This is a genomic window from Paenibacillus sp. FSL R5-0519 (assembly GCF_037974275.1).
Lineage (GTDB): Bacteria > Bacillota > Bacilli > Paenibacillales > Paenibacillaceae > Paenibacillus.
The window spans coordinates 1,475,498-1,493,250 of sequence record NZ_CP150234.1 but is presented as its reverse complement, the minus strand read 5'-3'; the positions used below and the strand labels follow the sequence as shown (position 1 = coordinate 1,493,250).

The window sequence follows — 17,753 nt, the reverse complement described above, 5'->3', positions numbered from 1 at the left end:
TATAATTATCCATCTGACAATGTTTTTGTGAAAGCGGTTAATGTGCATTAATATGACATAAGAAGGTGCATAACAACCATGCCTTAAGAACTACTATTCACTTATTGTTACGTTTAAGACTTGCGCCATTTGTACCAATAACTTCTTTGTACCAGTGGAAAGATTTTTTCTTGTAACGATCTAGTGTTCCTGAACCATCATTGTTGCGATCGACATAGATGAAACCATATCGTTTCTTCATCTCTGCTGTTGAAGCACTCACCAGGTCAATACAGCCCCATGACGTATAACCCATCACTTCCACGCCATCCTCAAGAGCTTCACCCACTTGTACCAAGTGGTCATTCAAGTATTGAATACGGTAATCATCGTTCACCGTTTTAATGCCATTTTCGTCGGTGATCAGCTCATCTACTGCGCCCAGACCATTTTCGACAATAAACAATGGTTTTTGATATCGGTCCCAGTATTTGTTCAAGGTTACGCGCAGTCCTTGCGGATCGATCTGCCAGCCCCACTCGCTCGCTTGGAGATAAGGGTTTTGTACCCCTGCAAACAAGTTGCCTTTTCCTTCAATACGTTTCTGGGGATCACCTGTCTCACAGATACTTACATAATAGCTGAACGAGATAAAGTCTACGGTATGCTTCAGAATTTCAGCGTCGCCGTCTTCAAACTTGATATTGATATTATTTGCTTTGAAATAACGATTAATGTATTTCGGATAGTAACCACGCGCATGGATATCAGCAAAGATATCATTGCGCTGTTCAGCATGCATCGCTGCAACCACATCATCCGGATTCGGAGTCAGCGGATACGTAGGCATGCTCAGTACCATACAGCCAATTTTGGCTTCAGGCATAATTTCATGTCCCAGTTTCACTGCTAACGCACTGGCTACCAATTCATGATGGATTGCTTGATACAGATCCTGTTTGGACAGTTCTGCTTTTGGCGTATAGATCCCGCCGCTCATGAATGGCTCCTCCAGAATGGAGTTAATTTCGTTGAACGTCAGCCAGTATTTCACTTTGCCTTTGAAACGGTTGAAGAGCACCGTTACATAACGCTCGTAGAACTCAATCATTTTACGGTTAACCCAGCCATCATATGTTTTGGACAAATGTAGCGGTGTCTCATAGTGAGAGATGGTTACGAGGGGTTCAATGCCGTACTTATGGCACTCATCGAACAGATCATCATAGAATTGCAGACCCTTCTCGTTTGGCTCCAATTCATCACCTTTAGGAAAGATACGGGACCAGGCGATAGATGTACGGAACACTTTGAAGCCCATTTCAGCAAACAGCTTAACATCTTCTTTGTAACGGTTATAAAAGTCAATCCCGATCAGTTTCAGGTTATCCTCAGTAGGTCCTTCCGTTCTGGGCGTTGTAATCCCGTGCGGCATTACGTCTTGAACAGAAAGGCCCTTGCCATCTGTATTATAAGCTCCTTCAAGTTGGTTGGCTGCTACAGCTCCGCCCCATAGGAAATCCTTCGGAAATGGTGTTGTCATGTCAATCCTTCCTCTCTAAGTAACGGTATTTTCATTCTTTGTTTAATTGCTTACCTCTATCCTTTTCCGACAGGAAAAAGCGGACAATCTCCAACCAAAAGGGCTGACAGGGACATTGGATTCCCTGCTTGCCAACTTTCGTGTTAGGTTTTGCCCGCTTCCTGTGCGGTAACAATCCTGTGAACGATCGAGTTACAGTTGCTCACCATTGCTGGAGATTACGTTTTTGTACCAGTCGAATGAATCCTTCTTGGAACGTTTCAGTGTTCCGTTACCTTCGTCGTCCAGATCCACGTAGATGAAACCATAACGTTTGGACATTTCGGAAGTGGACATGCTCACCAGGTCAATCGGCCCCCATGCTGTAAATCCAATCAGATCCACACCATCTTTGATGGCTTCTTTCATTTGTTCGATGTGTTTTTTCAGGTAATCCACACGATAGGAGTCATGGATCGAACCATCTTCTTCAACTTTATCATAGGCACCCAAACCATTTTCCACGATGAACAATGGTTTCTGGTAACGATCCCAGAAGTTGTTCAGAGTTACGCGCAGACCGATCGGATCGATCTCCCAGCCCCAGTCGGACGCTTCCAGATAAGGGTTTTTCACGCCACCAGTCAAGTTGCCGGATGTCTCTGCTTCGTTGGCAGAAGCCGATTTGGTCACGGACATGTAGTAACTGAAGGAGATGAAATCAACTGTATTGTTGAGCAGAATTTCATCATCGCCCGCTTCTTTTTGAATGACAATGTTGTTCTCTTCAAAATAACGAGCCATATAGTTCGGGTACTTACCACGAGCATGCATGTCCGTGAAGAAGAGGTTAATCTGATTCTCATGCTGAGCCAAACGAACATCTACCGGATTACATGTGGCTGCATAAGTTTCCATACGAGCAAGCATACAGCCGACTTGGGAACCAGGGATAATTTCGTGTGCAAGCTTCGTTACCATGGCACTTGCTACAAATTGATGATGAAGCGCTTGATACGTCGTTTGCAGCTTGTTGTCCACTTTATCGATCAGAATGCCGCCGCCAGTGTATGGGCTGAACAGCATGACGTTAATCTCATTGAACGTCAGCCAGTATTTCACTTTATTTTTATAACGGTTAAATACCGTTTCAGCATATCTAACATAGTGCTGAATTACTTCACGACCAGCCCAGCCATTATATTTTTGCGTCAAGCCAAGCGGAGTCTCGTAGTGAGACAATGTAACGAGCGGCTCAATGCCATATTTCAACAATTCGTCGAATACTTCATCGTAGAATTTCAAACCTGCTTCATTCGGCTCTTGATCATAACCGTTCGGGAAAATGCGTGCCCAGTGAATGGATAAGCGGAATACTTTGAAGCCCATTTCAGCGAACAATGCAATATCTTCTCTAAAGTGATGGTAAAAATCGATACCAAAACGTTTCGGGAAACGTTCTTCAATTTTGCCGGAGAGAATCTCTTCAATACGGGAAGAGGAAATTTCCATGGCATGTCCGCCTGTACGCTTCTCTTTCGGAACATGAGCGATCATGTCCGCTGTGGAGAGGCCTTTGCCGTCCTTATCGAATGCACCCTCCAATTGATTGGCAGCTGTAGCGCCGCCCCATAGGAAGTTTTCGGGGAATCCTTTTTTTGCCGTGGTCATGAACAACAACCTCTTTTCGAAATTTATTTTGGTTTTTCCAAGTGAAAAATGGTGTGATTTAGAGCAGAAAACAAGAAAAACCTAAACTCAAGGTAAAATAGCACCAAAAAAAGGGGCCTTCATTTCACCATCAGTTTAGGTTTTGCCTGTCTTCACAGTTACAATCCATCAAAAGATGTTATTGCGTATTCTGTTATGTTTGCTCTTGTAATGTAAGCGTAACATATCTATTTTGCAAAATCAACTTCACTGGATCATAGGATCGTTCGCCCATTCTTTCCATAACAAAAATTAACGAGGCATATGCATAATGGCTGCCCTTAATGCCTGCGCTCCCTCCTCGGTTTCCAGGTATGTAGCAGGACTTTGGTCCCCTAAAGCCGGGATATCTTTCAATATCCATTCAAAAGTGTACTCCCCCATTTCATACAAAAGTACCCGACTTATGTCCGCCGGCATCCCATGTATTCGCGCACGTTTTACCCACGCAGGGTCCAGTTTATTTTCGAATTCTTCAAACAGTTCGGAAAATGAGTCCCAGTTTTCCTGATTAAACTCTCTGAAATACATATCTTTCATACTCATGTAAATTCACTCCCTGGATTGCAATTAATAACACCGAAGTCCTATCTGACACAATTCATCCTTAAGCCGCTTGAATCCGTTTCTGTAACAGGTAGACTTAATTTTAAATGTTTTTCGGGGGAAAGACTAGTACAGGAGGATTCAACAAATGACTTATGAAGAAAACACATCTGGTTGGGATGCAATTGATAAAGCCATCGGTGAGCTTTACGGTGAACAGGAGCCGCACCATTATGGAACATCCATTCCTTACATGCTCGGAGGTCCGGACCCTCTCGATGGCATCAGTGTTTATGCAGTGAATACACCCATGCCCCACTGGCATTTTGTCACATATGGTTTCTCTGAATTATATGAAAAAGAGATGCAGGATGCATCCAAAAGCGGGTATGGTTTTGAACTCACATTTCGCCTTACACGCAGTGAAGGAGAGACTGATCCGCCAGCCTGGGCACTGAATCTGCTTCAAAATGTAGGACGTTACGTGTTCACTAGCGGAAATATCTTTCAGCCAGGAGATTACATGGACGCCAATGGACCCATCTGTCTGGAGTCCGATACTTTGTTGACTGCTCTCTCATTTATTGAAGACCCGGATCTACCGGCGATCTCTACGCCTAACGGTTCAGTGCAGTTTATTCAGATGGTTGGTATTACAGGTCGGGAGCTGGAAATGATTCAAACGTGGAATGCGCGCGGCTTCCTCTCGGCCTGCTCCAATTTCATGCCCAAATACGTGACCGATCTGATGAGAAATTCGTACGCAGATATTCCTTCTGTCGTACAAGCCGTTGAGCATGGAATGGAACAGGACGGATCGAGCACAGCATTTTTATTCATACAACAACTGGGCTGGGAGTCCCCGCGTAAAAAAATGCTGATAAAGACCGTTCCGGGCAAACTCCAGCTTGGAGCCAAACAGGCTGTATTAGTCGGAACCATCCTTCGTAGCCGAATTCCGAAAGGCGAATCTCTGTCCTTGATCGGACCTGAGACCAATATTCTATTCGAAGCTGGAGAAGCTCCAGCAGTCATGGAATCCGACAAACAAGTTACCCTGACCGTGAACACACAGATTGTTGAAGAGCTGGTGCAGAATCTTCGTCCGGTTGAAGGAACATTCGAGATCGCTTCATTGGATCATATGCTTGTTCAGATTGTTAAAACAGAAATTAAAAACCAGGAAGGGCACGTTATCAAAACGATTGGATGATGCACCCCAGATTCAATCAGATCCTACGCTTAATAGCGACTGTGCAGGAAGGAGGAATCAAACATGCCTGCCATTACACTTGCCTCACGGCACAAGGAGTCCGCCATGTGCAAGCATCTAACAGAAACGGCTCCGTTCGATTATTTACCTAAATCTCAACTGGACAGGCTTCGCAAAATCAATCATTTCCTGATTCATGCATTCCAGAACAGCCTCTCGCATATTAAAGTGAATTTAACGGGCACTTATCTTTTTCTACTCACAGATAAGGACGGTGTGCTTCTCTCCATGGATTATAGTCCAGATCTGGAAACTGTAGTAGAAGGTTCACCCATTCGTCCGGGCATGATCTTCACTGCACAGAGCTGTGGAGTCAACGCCATTTCTGTAACGATGGACAGCAATGAACCTGTGCTTCTGTTGCCCGAGCAGCATGAAAGCCCCTATTTTCAAAGCTGGCATTGCTACGCTGCCCCTCTGTCCATGGAATCGCAGCATTTCGGTTATCTGGATGTGTCCACCATTAACGCGGATATGCAGGGCGAGCTTATTGCTATTGCCAAGCTGATTCCTGCATATATGCAGAACAGTTACCAAAATCAGCAGGCTGCTGAAGCTTGTGACAAACCAGCGGTGGAGTTCACAGCGCGTCAGTTAACCATTCTGGAAATGATCGCGAAAGGGTTCACTGTGAAAGCTATTGCTTTGAAATTGAAAATCAAGGAATGCACTGTGAATCATCATAAAAAAGTGATTTTCAACAAATTAGGTGTGCAATCCAGCACGGAAGCTGTTTCAATTGCCAGCCGATTGTCTTATTTATAAAGGACCCCTATAGATTCCTATAGGTAGTAAATGGGAACGTTTGTGCTACAATTTAGGAAACAAGCAAGATGTAGAGAGAGAAAACACACACACACATTTCAGGAGGGTAATATGACAAATCCAAAGAAAGCTTCTTTATTCGCAATGCTCATTATGATTATGCTGGTTGCAGCCGCTTGCGGTGACAAGGCAGATAACACAGCCGCAACAAAAGAGCCTGCCGCAACTGAAACAACGACTGGCACTGATTCTGAGACAGCCAATACAGAAGAAACAGAGAACACTGAACCTGCAAGCGAAGAGTCCAAGGAAACGGATAATTCCCAAGACGTTGAGCTGGGGACTACACAAAAAGGCTCTTACACCAATGATTATTTCGGCGTATCTCTGAAATTCCCGGAAGCTTGGGAGTTCCAGGATGCTGCGGGTATGAATGAACTGACAAGCGCATCATCCGAAGCGATTGCTGGTGATGATGAAACGAAGAAAAAACAAATTGAACTGTCTCAAACCAAAACATTGAATCTGCTTATGGCTTCACAGTATCCATTGGACGGAGGTCAAGTTGGTCCTTCCGCTATGGCCATTGCTGAGAAAGTAAGCTTGTTGCAAGGCATTCGTACAGGTAAAGACTACCTGGAAGCAACCAAAAAATTCATGGTGGATAGCCAGTTCCCTTATGATTATAAAGAGATGACAACGGAAACCATCGGTGGTAAAGAGATGGATCTGATGCAAATTACGATGGATGCAGGTGACGGTTCAACGATTACTCAGGACTACTACAGCACGATTATTGAAGGATATGCTTTCAACTTCATCTTCACTTACATGGATGATGCAACCAAAGCAGAGATTGATACCATCAAGAAATCCGTTCAATTCAAATAATCACTTTTGAGTATTGCCATCATATTAATAAAATCAAGTACATCCAACACAACCCCGACAACGATCTATAGTGATCATTGTCGGGGTTCTTTTTAGCTAAATTGAGTCACATCACTTTAGCTTGATATGGCTACCCAGTGACCTGCCTTAACTTCTACCCACTTGGAATGTTCCAGATTATAACGGTCCTCTGCTTCAACAGGTGTTTCTTTTACAACATGCCTCTTTTTCTTCGCTTCGATCGCCGGATCAGGCACAGGAATAGCTGATAGCAATGCCTTGGTATAGGCATGTTGCGGGTTGGAATACAGTTCTTCACTCTCTGCCAGCTCCACAATTTTCCCGTTATACATCACAGCCACCCGATCACTGATATGTTTAACCATGGACAAGTCATGCGCGATGAACAAATACGTCAATCCGAGTCGCTGCTGCAACTCTTCAAGCAATTGTACGATCTGAGCCTGGATCGATACATCCAGTGCAGACAATGGTTCGTCACATACGATGAATTCCGGCTCCACAGCCAGAGCTCGCGCTATACCGATTCGCTGTCGCTGTCCTCCCGAGAATTCATGTGGATAACGCTGCGCATGGGCAGGATCAAGACCCACCATCTCCAGCAATTCCTCCACCCGTTTCTCCCGCTGAGCGGCATTGCCTGCAAGTTGATGGATATCAAGCGCTTCTCCAATGATATCCATTATCCTCATTTTGGGATTCAGAGATGCATAGGGGTCCTGGAAAATAATCTGCATATGTCTGCGCATCGTTTTCATCTCCGAAGCGGACAGACGATTGAGCGGAACTCCCTTAAACAGCACATCCCCACCTGTTGGCTCATGCAATCGAAGAATGGCACGCCCCGTGGTCGATTTTCCACTGCCGGATTCCCCTACAACGCCGAGTGTCTCACCTTGTCGAATATGGAAACTGATATCATTCACAGCCTTTAAGGTATTCCCTTTGCCCAGATTAAAATGTTGTTTGAGCGATTTTACCTCAAGCAACGGCTGATTATCTTCCAAGTCTCTCGGGACCAATGATACCGGTTTGGGCTTTTTCTTCTGATCCAGACGTGGTAAGGCATTCAGAAGCCTGATCGTATACGGGTGTTTGGGATTAGCAAAAATCTCCGCCGTCGTCCCAGTTTCCACAATCTGTCCTTCTTTCATCACAACAACCCGATCACACATGCCCGCTACTACGCCCAAGTCATGCGTGATCAGGATAATCGATGTGCCCAGTTGCTCTTGCATATCTTTCATCAAATTCAAAATCTGTGCCTGAATCGTAACGTCCAGAGCAGTTGTCGGTTCATCGGCAATGAGTAATTCAGGACGACAAGCGAGTGCAATACCGATCATGACCCGCTGACGCATGCCTCCGGAGAATTCGTGCGGATACTGGTTGTAGCGTATTTCGCTGCGAGTTATCCCCACCCGCTCCATCATGGCAATCGCCTGCTTCTTGGCTTCCCTTTTGGACACCTTCTGGTGTTTGATTAGACTCTCAGAGATCTGTTTCCCCACTTTAATTGTCGGATTAAGGGAACTCATCGGATCTTGAAAGATCATACCAATATCACGTCCACGGATGCTCTCCATCTCTTTCTGCGTTTTATTGGCAAGGTCGACACCCTTAAATAGAATTTCTCCCTTTTTCATCTGTGAAGGCGGCGATGCAAGCAGTCTCATAATGGAACGTGCGGTTACACTCTTTCCACTTCCTGATTCTCCTACAATGCCTAGCGTCTCCCCTTTTCGCACTTCAAAACTTACTTCTCGCACTGCCTGAAACTCACTCTCTCCGGAGTGAAAAGAGACAGATAACTCATTAACTTTCAGTAAAGGTTCCATGCAATCACCAGCTCTCATCCGTTTTTCTCATTCACTCATATGTATACCATTTAATTCCTTGACAATTGTTTAGACCCTAAATAATATATACTATATCAATCGGAATAATGCAATTTAAACCTGAATGAAAGGAGGTACACTTGGTTTGAATCTTGCAGATGGCAGTAGAATCTCACGGTTGGTACACAATTTAAGCCTTATTTATGGCAAAATGCTGCTTCATCCTTCCTATCGATACGTTCTGTTCATTCTTGGATTACCGATCAATCTGGTCGTGTTTCTAATATGGCGTTCACATCGAAAAAATGACGGCTGGGTAGCTGCCAGACAGGCCGCTGAGCAAGAACTGCTCGCTTCTTCCTACCGGAACAGACTGAAGTTGGAAGTGGAAGAACAACTGCGTCGCAAACATCGTTTTTTCCAGCAGCAGGTCAATGAGGGAGAATTCAAACGTCAGACCGAGGTATGGTTGGAGGAAAGTGTTCAGACAGAATTGAAGGAGCGGACATCCCGCATACTTCAGGAACAAGGAAATCAACGTCTTACAATGGCCGATACGTTCCACTCACTGATCAACAAACCATGGTTTTTGGCGATATCCATTATTCCAGGCTGTCTCATGTATAGCATCCTGTTCTTGTATGGTAATCCTTATCTAAAGTACATATTTGAAAGAATACTGATGACGGTATTTGTCATTCTGGGCGTAGCTACACTCGTATTTACAATTTTGTATCTGTCTCCGTTCAACCCGGCAGCTAACATTCTGGGAGAGACAGCAACGCAGGAACAGATTGCCGCATTCAATCAGGTGTATGGCTTGGATCAGCCTTATCTTACGCAGCTTTGGAACAATATCAAGGGCGTCGCCTTCTTCGATCTTGGCAAATCTTTTGCAGGAAATGAAGACGTAACAGCCACGATTGCAAGGAAGTTTCCCATTACCTTGACGCTTGCGGTCATTTCCCTGCTGTTAGCACTTGTCATTGCATTACCCATTGGCATTTTCTCAGCAATTAAGCCTAATTCGTGGTTCGACTACACCTTCATGTTTATTGCTCTGATTGGATTATCCATCCCGAATTTCTGGCAAGGACTTATTTTCATTCTGAACTTTTCGATCAAAATGCAGTGGCTTCCCGCCACCTTCAACCCGCAGAACTGGCTGTCGATCATTATGCCGACCATTGTGCTGGGTACGGGTCTCACGGCCGCGGTGGCTCGGATGACCCGCTCTTCTACACTGGAAGTCATTCATGAGGATTATGTCATGACCGCCCGTGCCAAAGGATTAAGCGAACGCCAAGTCATGCTGAAACATGCTGTGCGCAACGCATTGATCCCCATCGTAACGGTAGTTGGACTTCAATTCGGAGCCATGTTAGGCGGAGCAGCGGTAACGGAGAAAGTGTTTAATATCAGCGGTCTCGGCAGCTACATTGTGGATAAACAATTCATCCCCGATATTCCGAGTATCATGGGCGGAGTAATCTACACAGCCATTACAATCTCCATTATTAATGTAGCGGTTGATCTGCTGTATGCTTTTATTGATCCAAGAGTGCGCTCCAAGATGAAACAATATTAAAGCAGGTGTACTATGACAAACTCGTCCTTAACACAAGAAATGCGTTTCCGGCTTAAGTCTTCTCGCGAATACAGTCAGGCAAGCTTCGCTTGGGTCACGTCCCTTCTCTTGACTGCATTGCTGCTGTTCAACAGTTATGACTGGAGCGAGCAGACGTTCAAACCATTTCTGCTAACGATCCTTGGGATCTACTTATTCTTCACACTGGTGCAAACTGTCATCACGTTTCGGATTCGAAAAGACTTGATCCGTACCGGTACCGTCTCTGCTCTGACTCGCAGGTTAGCCTGGGTTCAGCTGCTTGCTATCATTTCAGGCAATATATTTATCGTAACGGCAGCCTTTCATCTGATTCGAAAATCCAGAAATGTGGAGTATACCTTTGCGGTATACATGCTGTTAACCCAGCTGTTCGTGATCGGTGTATCCGCGTTAAATGTCTTCAAACCTTATGTGGCTGACAACTTTCTGCCAGCCATGGCGGTGCTGATATTTATTCTGGTCATCGACCTGGTCGTTCTAATTATCGTATCCCGTTATAACGCGACTTCGATCCTCCCTCGCTGGATGATCGGTGTAAGTGTGGTACTGATTCTGACCTCGATCACAGGTAATGTATTCGCACTATTGCTCGGCATTTCAATTATTGGACGCATTCGCAGACAGGGGAAACAAAAATCAAACTTCTGGAACGATCTGTGGGAGCGCCTTGCTCCGAATATGACTGCGATGTCCGGTTTGTTTTTTATCATTTTTCTGTTCTCGATATCGATCTGCAGCTTCTTTACCTTTGACTACAGCATGGCTGTGGAAAATAACTATTCCGCTCTGCTACAATCGCCTTCCCTCGCGTATCCCTTGGGAACGGATGACTTCGGACGATGTTTGTTTTCCCGGATTGTATTCGGTGCCCGGATCTCCTTGATCGTAGGTTGCATGTCAACGATCATCCCCGTGTTGATCGGCGGAGTCCTCGGAGCGCTCTCCGGCTTCTACGGCAGACATACGGATAACATCATCATGCGGCTGCTTGATATTCTCTATGCGATTCCGGGAATTCTGCTCGCCATTGCGATTATAGCTGCGTTCGGAGCCAATACCGTCAATCTTATTCTGGCGCTAAGTCTGGGTTCCATCCCAACGTACGCCCGTACGATGAGAGCCAGTGTACTCTATGTATCTACATTTGAATTTGTGGAAGCTGCACGTGCACTGGGGTACAACAATCGTACGATTATTTTCAAACACATTATTCCCAACTCCCTTGCGCCCATGATTATCAAGTCTACTCTCACGATTGGCGGAGCTGTTATTGCTACCAGCAGCTTGAGTTATCTGGGACTCGGCGTGGAGCCGCATATTCCGGAATGGGGTAACATTCTGAAGCTGGGCAGTACATACCTGGAAACCCACTCTTATCTGGCGATTTATCCAGGCTTGGCTATTATTCTGCTGGTTCTTTCGTTTAACTTTCTCGGTGACGGTCTGCGTGATGCGCTTGATCCCAAGCTGGAAAAGGCCTAAATGATTCGTTGAAATGAATGATATAGATAGAAAAAAAATCACACATCACACATTCAAGATATGGAGGGTAATCCCATGAAAAAACGTACACTGATCTCATTGCTATTAATTCTCGTCATTGTGATTTCCGGCTGCAGTGTAAAAACAAAAACCGAATCCCAGGCGGAGACCGCACCAGCGGACACAACAGAAACTGCACCAAAACCGGCAGACATTGAACTGCTCGCCATGAGTTCTTCCGAAAATGATGTAAACATTGTACGCGACCAGCTGACCAAAAACGGCTTCAATGTGAAGCTGAACCTGCAACCGGATTACGGTAGCTTCAAATCCCAGCAGGATGCAGGGAATTATGACGTTGCTTTGTCCAGCTGGACAACGGTAACGGGTAATCCCGATTATGCGGTGCGTTCCCTTTTCAAAACAGGTGGAGATTACAGTATCCTCGCAGATGGGGAGATTGATAAGCTCATCGATCAGGCAGCTACCCAAACACCAGATGAATACAAAGACACGTACAAACAATTGGAAGATCGCTTGGTAACGGATCAGGCTTATATCGCTCCTTTGTACATTTCCCTGAAAAGTCAGGCTGTGAACAAAGACATTCTGAATGTCGACACGGTTCGTCTCTCCAAATCCCGCGCGATGGCTTGGGAACCGATTGAGTTCAAGGACAGTTCCAAAAATGCCAAAGATCCGTTGATTCTGACGCAAAGCGCATCCGTACTAACTTCCCTTGATCCAATCAAAGGAAACGACGGTTCCATCAACCAGTTGAACACCAATATGTATGTACGTCTCGTTAACCTGACAGATGACGATCAGCTGACAGCAGAAGGATCTCTGTCCCATAATTTCAGTATTGCTGAAGGTAATTCAGACTACTACTTCATTCTCAGAGACGATATCAACTTTGCGAAGATTGATAACAAAAAAGCTGTAGATACAGGAGAACGTGTCGGTGCAGATGATGTGATCTTCTCCCTGGATCGCGCTAAAAACAAAGATTCCGTTCCGGATCATCGGACATACAGCCTGCATGAACACATCAAAGAAGCTGAGGTTGTAACGGATCTGAGTGCATTGCAAAACGTTAAACAATCCAGTGGCAACGGCACAATCCTCGAAGCATTGGAACAAGGACTGGGCAGCAAAATTACCGAACTTGTGACTGACAAAACCAAAGCAGATAATAGTGCAGGTAAATATCAGGTCGTTAAACTGACAACAACTGAACCTTTCCCGCAAGTACTAAACTATCTGGCTCACCAATCTGCGGGCATCGTGTCCAAAAAACAGGTGGAGAGCATCAACACATATGATGTAGCTTCCTTTGACGTCAACAAAGATATTCCTTATGGTGACCAGAACACGGTGACTGAAGGCGCAGCATACAATAACACCCTTTATACAAGCGGACCTTATATTTTGTCTTATAAAAATGACTATGAAGCTGTATTCCTGCAAAATCCGGGATACCGCAAAGGCACGGAATATGCACCAAAAATTGCTCAGGTCAATGTCCGGTTCATCGCGGATGCAGACAGCGCCCTCTCTGCTCTTCGCAGCAGTGAAATTCACTTATACTACGGTGTGCCTGAAACCAAGTATGACATCATCGAAAATGACAGTAAGCTGAAACTGCAAAGCATTCCAAGTAACGCCGTTTCTTATCTCTTGTTTAACACAGCCAATCGTGATGTTGCCAAGAGCAGCGACTTGAGAAAAGCAGTGCTTTACTCCATTAATCAAGATGAAATTTTGAGTTTCTACAAGAACAACAAACTCAAAGCATACTCTACAGTAAGCCCGCTCGTTCAGACCGGGAATGAATTAAAAGCTGATCCTGCAAAAGTAAAAGAATTCTTGAGTAACTACAACGCCTCCAAGTAAACGAATACCAAAAAGGCTGTCACTGGATCATCTACCGATCCTGGTGACAGCCTTTTTTATTCTTCCAGCACACGGCAATCTGCCAGAACATCGGGGTAATTCCGCATGCTGTCCGCTTCCGTAATTTTGCGAATAACTTTGCACGGTACGCCTGCTGCAAAAGAATGCGGTGGAATATCACGAGTCACCACGCTACCTGCTCCGATCACACAGCCGTCTCCAATCGTTACGCCCCCGCACACTGTGACGTTTGCCGAGATCCATACATCGTTTCCAATCGTGACCGGTTTGGCATAACATAGCGACTTCACATCCCCCTTCTGGTCCACCATCTGTCTCCGCTCGCTGGCAATCATGGGGTGAATGGGGGTAACAATCGTAACGTTGGGGCCAAAACTGGTATAGTCCCCGATTGTCACTTGCGCATCGTCTTGTATCGTCAGATTGTAATTCCCGAAGAAGTGATCGCCTATCTGGGTATGCACACCATAATGAAAGAAGATGGGACCTTGCAGGAATCCACCTTCACCGATCTGCCCCAGTAGCTGTTGCAATATTTGTTCCCTTTCCTGCGTCTGTTCCCCAAAGGTCTGGCTGTAACGCTGACTGAGATTATGGGCCCGCCTTTTGATAGTCTTTAATTCCGGATCACTTGGACTAAACAATATGCCCTTCATGATTCTCTCTTCTTCACGCATCATGAATCCTCCTCTTCAACGCCTTAAGAACCATTCCCCGTAACCCAGCATCAAAATCATGTTGGAACGAGTCCTGATGTACGATCTCGGGCAATGACGGCATGGGATGCTGCTCCCCATACTGTTTCCACGCCAAATCAAGCTCTTCTCTATCCACACGTTCCTGATAAATGACAATCTGATGCGGGGCAACGACAGCATTGATCGTTTGCAGAATATGACATACCTGCACGACAAAGTCGTCTTTGCTCATGTCACGTTTCCAATCTGGTGAATAAGGAAGATACTTAATCTCACCAAACATCCCGTTTTTCCCGCGGATCATCTGTCCATTCAACATCATGCCCATACCCGGCGGATATCGGTTAGGAAAATAAATTCCTGCTACACTCTGTTCTTTCATATCTGCATGCTGTGTACAGTACCCGCTAATCGCTGCATTCACATCATTCTCCACGAGAACGTTCAGTTGGAACTCACTCTCGATCTCCCGGATCAGATGTGAATGGATAAGCTCTTCATGACTGCTCACCGTGATGTCCCCATCCACGGCTTGTCCCGGAATACCGATGCCGATCATATCAATGGAGGGATACTCCGCAACGAAACGCGCGATAAGTTGCAGCACATGTTGTTTATCGAAAGCAGGCAAGATGCTCTCTTCTTTCAACACAACCTTATTTTCCAGATTCATGACCGTTGCCGAAATCAACTCCTGGCCTTTCATCTCTTTGATGTAAAGAACCAAAGCAAGCTTGAAGTTATAATTATATCGATATGCCTGAGCAGGACGGCCGCCGTTAGAGGGAACCACTTTATCCTGGAACAATTCTCCGCCATCACATAACTCCTGAATCAGCGCATTAATGGTAACAACACTAAGATTGGTTAATGAAGCTAATTGTGGTTTGGTCGCCGTCTCAATCTGCTGCATGACTTCACGCACATTATTCAAATTGATGTATTTCATCATAGTAGCATTGGCTTTTTTCATAACCCTCTCGTTTCTACTCTGGTTCAATGGAACCAAAGCAATGGTATGGATGTCATTTCACTCCATATCATAGCACAACGTAATACCTTACTCGAACCCATGAGTTCGTTCGTGCTCGCCAAGAATCGAAATCGCCAGAGCTGCTCTGTTCACTCAAACAAATCATCCATCGACTTCACAGGTTTTACTTCAATCGGCTGTTTTGACAAGACCATATTTGCATAGGCACCAGCCCAAATTATAATTGCCATAATAACGTATACCATCCATGCACACCTCCCTGTTTCCTGCAAATTATGATTTTGCGATATTCATACATATGCTTATCCCTCATTAATAAATATACTTTATAAAGTTTATTACGTAAGTATGCGAGGATACTACTTCTTTGTCAACTACAACAACACGTTTCCGCTCGAGGCCCATAACAAATAGCCGCCGAAAGAATCATTCAACGATTCTTTCGACAGCCGTTTGTTCCATATACAAGCAGTTTATTTCGAATATGTTCGCTGTACAGAAGGTAATAAAGTCACAACTTGAATACCCACTCCCCATGCAAAATAGACCAAGTGAATGATAGAGACATCCTGAATCCAATACACCTGCGCCATAATCCAGATGATGAGAGCAAAGCCCGTATATAAGGAAAAAGTCCAAGCCCAGTAGCGGTCAGGATAGAGATTAAGTCTCTCACCCAGCTTCCATTGAGTGCGCCGGATGAGCGCAATGGCAATCATGGCAGGCATTACACCAAGAACAAGCAATAGAAGGATTCCCGGCAACAAAAAACTGGAAAATGGTGAATTCAGCAACAAAGATTCGGGCAAATTTACCATACTTCCAGTTGGGTCGATGATTAATATGCTTCCTCCAACGATCGCGCCAATCCCCAGAATTCCATGCATCAAAATGAGTAACCACGATCTGCCTTCACTTTGCTTCATCATGAATTGCTCCTTCCGTCCTCTCGTTTCTCAACCTCATACAATCATTCATAGAAGGATGATGATCGCCCCCTCTAGCACCATTCTCACACATGCCGTGCATTGTTCCTGTGCTTCTTTTCACTATATTGATCTCGAAAATCATTCATAATGGTAAAACTTGATAAAAGAACGTACGTTCGGTATAATGAAATTATCCTGAATAAGCGAGAGGCAGATATGGACGACAAATTTATTAAAGAATTACGCGAGATTAGTCGGGATGACAGACGAAGATCGGAATTTATGATTCAAGGTTTGAAGGAAACGCTGCAAGAACGAAAAGAAGAAGGGTTAATCAAACGCTGGATACGGCGTAAGAAAACTGAGAAAAAAATCTCTCAAAGATTTAATCAAGATCCACACTCGGATCAAAAGTAACAAATAAAAAGGAGGCGGAATACGCCTCCCTTGCTATTTACATATTTGAATCATTTAGATTAGTTAGTTGTGACTTAGCCCATAAGTTTGCCAGAACACACATTTATTTTTCCAATGGGTCAAATCCTAGTTGGACTTGGTTCCGGATAAGCTTACTTACCTGCTGCCAGTTAGCTATATGATAAAAGGAGTAGCCGATCACATTCGTCAGCTGCTTGTTCGTTTTATCGAGCTATCGGATCGTTCCCAGTTAGCGCAACGATTAAAAGCCTTGTTTAGAATATTTTATTTAATAATTCCTTTTGCAGTGGCTTAATATTAATGATACTTCTGATGGTTTTTGCCTTTAGTTCAGCATCCTCAATTGAACTGGCTAACCCTAGTTCTAACAAAGTACCAGCTGCAACGGTGCCCGTTCTGCCCTTGCCTCCTCCACAGTGAAAGGCAACTTTCTTGCCGGCGTTATACGCTCCAACAACCTCATTAATCGCTTGTTTGAAAAGCTCGGCTTCATGTTCTTTCGTATCGTCATCGAGCGGAACCTTTACCCACTTCACATGATCTGCTGGATACGCGCACTCTGTTGCTTCTTCTCGAAGATCCACCACGACTTCAATGCCTTCGTTAAGAACCATTGCCTCTACGTCGGCAGCTCCGCCCATAAAAACTTTATCAGCAATAAGTGCATGGTATTTCTTTTCGGCATGCTCCATGTTACTTACCTTCTTTCAAGAATTGCTCGATTCGAGCTTTAATTGAATCGCGGACCTCAGCGAATGTAGCTGTGATTTCTTCCTCTGTTCCTGTCGCCTTGGCTGGATCATCGAAGCCCCAATGCCATCTTTCAGCTTTGTCATTACGTACAACTGGACAATTATCGTTGGCATGACCACAAAGCGTGATGATGTAGTCTGCTTGTTTTAAAATCTCAGGATCAATCACATCTGATGTATGATTTGAAATATCGATACCAGCTTCTTTCATTGTTTGAACAGCACGAGGATTTAAGCCATGCGCCTCTAATCCTGCACTTTTCACCTCATATTTGTCACTACCAAGTGCCTTCAAAAACCCATCGGCGATTTGGCTTCTGCAAGAGTTTCCTGTACACAAAAAGTAAACAAGCGGTTTGTTGTTCATG

General features: G+C 44.8%; 16 protein-coding genes. 7 read left to right on the top strand and 9 right to left on the bottom strand.

Annotation, left to right across the window (positions count from 1 at the left end):
- Window positions 1-97 precede the first annotated feature (97 nt).
- The 3 genes from MKY73_RS06585 to MKY73_RS06575 form a co-directional block, all read right to left on the bottom strand.
- Entirely contained in the window at window positions 98-1,528 is a 1,431-nt protein-coding gene (locus MKY73_RS06585; protein WP_339308515.1) for a glycoside hydrolase family 1 protein, read from the bottom strand.
- A gap of 186 nt (window positions 1,529-1,714) precedes the next feature.
- Entirely contained in the window at window positions 1,715-3,172 is a 1,458-nt protein-coding gene (locus MKY73_RS06580; RefSeq protein ID WP_339256678.1) for a glycoside hydrolase family 1 protein, read from the bottom strand.
- Between the two features lie 291 nt (window positions 3,173-3,463).
- Window positions 3,464-3,757: a hypothetical protein gene (locus MKY73_RS06575; RefSeq protein WP_339306357.1), complete on the bottom strand. Its 294-nt coding sequence runs from the start codon at window positions 3,755-3,757 to the stop codon at window positions 3,464-3,466.
- A gap of 148 nt (window positions 3,758-3,905) precedes the next feature.
- On the opposite strand from MKY73_RS06575, the gene MKY73_RS06570 reads away from it, so the two are divergent.
- The 3 genes from MKY73_RS06570 to MKY73_RS06560 all read left to right on the top strand — a co-directional run bounded on the left by MKY73_RS06570 (window position 3,906) and on the right by MKY73_RS06560 (window position 6,686).
- Window positions 3,906-4,970, top strand: a complete 1,065-nt coding sequence (locus MKY73_RS06570; RefSeq protein WP_339306356.1) for a suppressor of fused domain protein — start codon at window positions 3,906-3,908, stop codon at window positions 4,968-4,970.
- Window positions 4,971-5,033: 63 nt separating this feature from the next.
- A complete protein-coding gene (locus MKY73_RS06565) occupies window positions 5,034-5,795 on the top strand; it encodes a LuxR C-terminal-related transcriptional regulator (protein ID WP_339306354.1) in 762 nt (253 codons plus the stop codon).
- A gap of 111 nt (window positions 5,796-5,906) precedes the next feature.
- Window positions 5,907-6,686 carry a hypothetical protein gene (locus tag MKY73_RS06560; RefSeq protein WP_339306352.1) on the top strand — a complete coding sequence of 260 codons (780 nt, stop codon included), beginning with the start codon at window positions 5,907-5,909 and terminating at the stop codon, window positions 6,684-6,686.
- Window positions 6,687-6,802: 116 nt separating this feature from the next.
- On the opposite strand, the gene MKY73_RS06555 is transcribed toward MKY73_RS06560, so the two are convergent.
- A complete protein-coding gene (locus tag MKY73_RS06555) occupies window positions 6,803-8,545 on the bottom strand; it encodes an ABC transporter ATP-binding protein (protein WP_339306351.1) in 1,743 nt (580 codons plus the stop codon).
- A 145-nt stretch (window positions 8,546-8,690) separates the two neighbouring features.
- On the opposite strand from MKY73_RS06555, the gene MKY73_RS06550 reads away from it, so the two are divergent.
- The 3 genes from MKY73_RS06550 to MKY73_RS06540 all read left to right on the top strand — a co-directional run bounded on the left by MKY73_RS06550 (window position 8,691) and on the right by MKY73_RS06540 (window position 13,553).
- Complete coding sequence (locus MKY73_RS06550; protein WP_339306350.1) at window positions 8,691-10,133, top strand: ABC transporter permease; 1,443 nt, start codon at window positions 8,691-8,693, stop codon at window positions 10,131-10,133.
- 12 nt (window positions 10,134-10,145) lie between these two features.
- Window positions 10,146-11,657 carry an ABC transporter permease gene (locus tag MKY73_RS06545; RefSeq protein ID WP_339306349.1) on the top strand — a complete coding sequence of 504 codons (1,512 nt, stop codon included), beginning with the start codon at window positions 10,146-10,148 and terminating at the stop codon, window positions 11,655-11,657.
- Between the two features lie 75 nt (window positions 11,658-11,732).
- Entirely contained in the window at window positions 11,733-13,553 is a 1,821-nt protein-coding gene (locus MKY73_RS06540) for an ABC transporter substrate-binding protein (protein WP_339306348.1), read from the top strand.
- A 56-nt stretch (window positions 13,554-13,609) separates the two neighbouring features.
- Here MKY73_RS06540 and MKY73_RS06535 read toward each other — a convergent pair whose 3' ends face one another.
- From MKY73_RS06535 to MKY73_RS06525, 3 genes are all read right to left on the bottom strand, one after another.
- On the bottom strand, window positions 13,610-14,254 hold the full coding sequence (locus MKY73_RS06535) for a sugar O-acetyltransferase (protein ID WP_339306347.1): 645 nt from the start codon (window positions 14,252-14,254) through the stop codon (window positions 13,610-13,612).
- On the bottom strand, window positions 14,244-15,245 hold the full coding sequence (locus MKY73_RS06530) for an ROK family protein (protein ID WP_339306346.1): 1,002 nt from the start codon (window positions 15,243-15,245) through the stop codon (window positions 14,244-14,246). Before MKY73_RS06530 ends, MKY73_RS06535 begins: the two co-directional genes overlap by 11 nt.
- 494 nt (window positions 15,246-15,739) lie before the next feature.
- Window positions 15,740-16,195, bottom strand: coding sequence for a hypothetical protein (locus MKY73_RS06525; protein ID WP_339306345.1), 456 nt, complete (start codon window positions 16,193-16,195; stop codon window positions 15,740-15,742).
- Between the two features lie 216 nt (window positions 16,196-16,411).
- Between MKY73_RS06525 and MKY73_RS06520 the strand changes: the two genes are divergently transcribed.
- Window positions 16,412-16,612 (top strand): hypothetical protein, encoded by a 201-nt coding sequence (locus tag MKY73_RS06520; RefSeq protein WP_339306343.1) that lies wholly within the window; start codon window positions 16,412-16,414, stop codon window positions 16,610-16,612.
- A 275-nt stretch (window positions 16,613-16,887) separates the two neighbouring features.
- Here MKY73_RS06520 and MKY73_RS06515 read toward each other — a convergent pair whose 3' ends face one another.
- A complete protein-coding gene (locus tag MKY73_RS06515; RefSeq protein ID WP_339306341.1) occupies window positions 16,888-17,325 on the bottom strand; it encodes a dual specificity protein phosphatase family protein in 438 nt (145 codons plus the stop codon).
- A 1-nt stretch (window position 17,326) separates the two neighbouring features.
- Window positions 17,327-17,752: an arsenate reductase (thioredoxin) gene (gene arsC / locus MKY73_RS06510; RefSeq protein ID WP_339306340.1), complete on the bottom strand. Its 426-nt coding sequence runs from the start codon at window positions 17,750-17,752 to the stop codon at window positions 17,327-17,329.
- Between the last annotated feature and the right edge of the window lies 1 nt (window position 17,753).

What these genes read in the sequence shown, in the direction of transcription:
- MKY73_RS06555 (WP_339306351.1), bottom strand. Translation starts at nt 8,545, where the DNA reads ATGGAACCTTTACTGAAAGTTAATGAGTTATCTGTCTCTTTTCACTCC.
- MKY73_RS06520 (WP_339306343.1), top strand. Translation starts at nt 16,412, where the DNA reads ATGGACGACAAATTTATTAAAGAATTACGCGAGATTAGTCGGGATGAC.
- arsC (WP_339306340.1), bottom strand. Translation starts at nt 17,752, where the DNA reads ATGAACAACAAACCGCTTGTTTACTTTTTGTGTACAGGAAACTCTTGC.
- MKY73_RS06580 (WP_339256678.1), bottom strand. Translation starts at nt 3,172, where the DNA reads ATGACCACGGCAAAAAAAGGATTCCCCGAAAACTTCCTATGGGGCGGC.
- MKY73_RS06525 (WP_339306345.1), bottom strand. Translation starts at nt 16,195, where the DNA reads ATGATGAAGCAAAGTGAAGGCAGATCGTGGTTACTCATTTTGATGCAT.
- MKY73_RS06530 (WP_339306346.1), bottom strand. Translation starts at nt 15,245, where the DNA reads ATGAAAAAAGCCAATGCTACTATGATGAAATACATCAATTTGAATAAT.
- MKY73_RS06565 (WP_339306354.1), top strand. Translation starts at nt 5,034, where the DNA reads ATGCCTGCCATTACACTTGCCTCACGGCACAAGGAGTCCGCCATGTGC.
- MKY73_RS06535 (WP_339306347.1), bottom strand. Translation starts at nt 14,254, where the DNA reads ATGATGCGTGAAGAAGAGAGAATCATGAAGGGCATATTGTTTAGTCCA.
- MKY73_RS06570 (WP_339306356.1), top strand. Translation starts at nt 3,906, where the DNA reads ATGACTTATGAAGAAAACACATCTGGTTGGGATGCAATTGATAAAGCC.
- MKY73_RS06560 (WP_339306352.1), top strand. Translation starts at nt 5,907, where the DNA reads ATGACAAATCCAAAGAAAGCTTCTTTATTCGCAATGCTCATTATGATT.
- MKY73_RS06515 (WP_339306341.1), bottom strand. Translation starts at nt 17,325, where the DNA reads ATGGAGCATGCCGAAAAGAAATACCATGCACTTATTGCTGATAAAGTT.
- MKY73_RS06545 (WP_339306349.1), top strand. Translation starts at nt 10,146, where the DNA reads ATGACAAACTCGTCCTTAACACAAGAAATGCGTTTCCGGCTTAAGTCT.
- MKY73_RS06540 (WP_339306348.1), top strand. Translation starts at nt 11,733, where the DNA reads ATGAAAAAACGTACACTGATCTCATTGCTATTAATTCTCGTCATTGTG.
- MKY73_RS06575 (WP_339306357.1), bottom strand. Translation starts at nt 3,757, where the DNA reads ATGAGTATGAAAGATATGTATTTCAGAGAGTTTAATCAGGAAAACTGG.